Origin of the sequence: Acinetobacter sp. YH12201 (genome assembly GCF_013418145.1) — a bacterium.
Lineage (GTDB): Bacteria > Pseudomonadota > Gammaproteobacteria > Pseudomonadales > Moraxellaceae > Acinetobacter.
Window position 1 is genome coordinate 1 of the sequence record NZ_VPCP01000152.1, and the last position, 2812, is coordinate 2812.

The window sequence follows — 2812 nt, forward strand, 5'->3', positions numbered from 1 at the left end:
AAAATGTATATCGTTGGCAGAAGAAATTATTTAGACCAATGATCAAAAACTTCATTGATGACTTTATTCTCGATAAAAATCATCTGCTACCACAGAGAATCTATAAATAATACTGCGTAAGTCCTAAATAAATAATAATTATAAAAACAAAAACTTGAAGCACTGAAAAGACTTCCTGATCCTTGATTATAAAATGCGCTTGGGGGAAGCCAATGAAGGATTAGGAAGTCTTTCTATTTTTATTCCGCTAAAATTGGGTAATATCTTCAACTCTGACAAAGCATTTCTTGTAAATTTTTAATTCCATATATTTTTTAATCTTGATTCAAAAACTTTAGCTTTTATCTAACCTTCCTTAAATAAAAAAAGCCTAGAGAAGGTCGCTCTAGGCTTGGAAAACTTTAAAAGTAGGACGCTCGAAGTAAGAAATCAATTTATTCAATGCCTGTTCTATTAATAGAATATTCACTCTACCATTGCAAGTCTACATTCCGTAAATTTACAAATATTTTATTTTTAGGTAAATTTTTCCAACACTATTCACATAATATAAGTGATTTTTTTAACTAACTGGGAATTTTATCCAGGGAACGATCTTTCAAACTTAAATTCCCACGCAACACATCAGAAAACATGCGCCAATCTGAAATAAAACTATAGAGCGGCTGTTTAAAACTGGCCGGTTTGTTTTTTTCAAAGCAGAAATGACCTGCCCATGCACTGGCATAGCCAAACAATAAGCCATAAACCAGATACTTTGGCTTTCTTTTTACAATGGCACGACTTAATAAGCATGCCCCGACACTACTGCCGAATATATGCAAACGGCGACTCATGATATTACGATGCTCAGTTAAATAAAACCGATAGAATTCATGATAGTTTTGAATCGGCAGCTGAAATTCCGGTTCTGGATGATGTTCAAATTTGAGCTGGATTGTTGTATTCATGGTCATAGCCCTGCCTATTTTGATTCAAGTTAGCTCATATTTCAGCCAAATTAAAGTGTCTGCTTTTATCATTTTTTTGATCATTTGCAAAGCAACCAGTTAAGAATCCGTTCGTCAAGTCTTACATCAAAAATCATTTTCGCTACAATCATCAGCTTAGAATGAACAATGCTATTTCCGGCGCTATAAAAGAACAGATTTCATAATGCATGTGTAAGCTATAGATAATGTTTGCATTACTGACATCACATCAAAAAATTAGGATGAAAAATCATGGTTGAAGTTGAATTAAAATTTCAAATTCCTGAAGCAAGACGTAATGCTTTACTGAAAGCATTGGATCCTAAAAAATCTGAAATTATTCAACTGAAAGCCAAATATTACGACACATCGGAACGCTTACTCTCACAACATGGTGTTGCCTTAAGACAACGTCTCGAAGGCACGCGCTGGATTCAGACCTTGAAAGCTGCCGGTAAAAGTCATTTACATCGTTTTGAGCATAATCATGACCTAGGCGAACTGGAACATGTCCCGCAACTGGATTTATCTATTTATGATCAGGATGCTGAAGCACAACACATCCTGAAAAATGCTTTGGGTGAGTCACAAGATCAACTTAAATTACAGTTTGAAACCGATATACAGCGTACCTTTCTCATCATTCATTTTGAAGAAACCGAGATAGAGGTCAGTCTAGATGTTGGTGAAGTGCGTACCGAAATAGCCCAGAGTGAAGTACATGAAGTTGAATTTGAACTTAAATCCGGTTCTGTCCAATCCCTTCTCGCCTTTAGCTTTGAATGGGTGAAAAAATATCACCTTTGGCTGGACGTGCGCAGTAAAGCCGAAATCGGCAATCTTTTGGCCATCCAGCAACCCGTCAGTCCGGCAAAATTAGCCAAGGAATTTCATTTAAGTAAAAAAGACCCCGCCAATAAAAACTTGCGTCTGCTGATTGCCCAGCAGTTACAGCATTTACTGCCAAATATCGCAGCTATTGCTGCAGGTGTTGCCGAGCAAACACATATTCAGCAAGCTCAAATTGCACTGGATCATTTACATTTGACCCTGTCATTATTTAAAGACTGGAATGAGGCAGTTTCCGACAAATGGGGGGTGCAGCTGGGTGCATTTAAGCATCAATTTGATCATTTACAGCATTTGCAGCACATGCAGTCGACTTTAGGCGCATTTTTACAGAACCCCAATACTGCATCGAATTTAACTAAAGATATTTTGTATGCTAAAGAAAAATTGGCCAATCTGGTACGTTCAACACAAAATGTACATCATTATCTGGAATTATTGATGTTTGGCCTGAACCATGAGGATAAGCTCCAAGGACATGACTTAAAATGGTTTGCACAAAATACCCTACAAAATCAATATAAACAGCTCCAAGAGCATCTTGCAAATACCGATATTGCCAATTTTGAAAGTCTGGATCAGTTAGCCACTAAAATTCATGAACTAAAATTTAGCTTCCCGATTCTAACTTCGATTTATGATGTCAAAAATTTGCAAAAATACAGCAAAGCCTTGAATGATGCGCAACTTGCAGCCAGTGAATATCAGATTCTGGCCTCTTCTGCGGAGTATATTCAGCAAACTGAACTGGAAGCCAGTGACTGGTTTGTGTTGGGCTGGCTGACAGCGAAACAGGAAGTGTATGCACAGAACCTGCTTGAAGCGACAGAACAATTCTTGGTGAGTCGTAAATTTATTAAGTAACAACTTTGTACACGACAAAAAAAGATAACTCATTGAAATAATGGCATAATACTTGTTTTCTGACGACGAATATGATGACACATTTCAATGAGTTACATCTCATCTTAAACAAATATCTAAAGTGGAAC

At 36.8% G+C, this 2812-nt stretch carries 2 protein-coding genes and 1 pseudogene; 2 read left to right on the top strand and 1 reads right to left on the bottom strand.

The genetic code is table 11. From position 1 onward, the window contains the following. Positions 1 to 110: pseudogene (locus FTU91_RS16040) on the top strand (IS701 family transposase); the annotation flags it as partial. A gap of 456 nt (positions 111 to 566) precedes the next feature. Here the strand turns inward: FTU91_RS16040 and FTU91_RS16045 are convergent. After that, entirely contained in the window at positions 567 to 950 is a 384-nt protein-coding gene (locus FTU91_RS16045) for a DUF962 domain-containing protein (protein WP_166166573.1), read from the bottom strand. A 273-nt stretch (positions 951 to 1223) separates the two neighbouring features. Here FTU91_RS16045 and FTU91_RS16050 point away from each other — a divergent pair, with 273 nt between their 5' ends. Next, positions 1224 to 2684, top strand: coding sequence for an inorganic triphosphatase (locus FTU91_RS16050; RefSeq protein ID WP_180082832.1), 1461 nt, complete (start codon positions 1224 to 1226; stop codon positions 2682 to 2684). Positions 2685 to 2812 lie beyond the last annotated feature (128 nt).

Excerpts from the sequence above, each read along its gene's own strand:
- FTU91_RS16045 (WP_166166573.1), bottom strand. The coding sequence starts at position 950 with ATGAATACAACAATCCAGCTCAAATTTGAACATCATCCAGAACCGGAA.
- FTU91_RS16050 (WP_180082832.1), top strand. The coding sequence starts at position 1,224 with ATGGTTGAAGTTGAATTAAAATTTCAAATTCCTGAAGCAAGACGTAAT.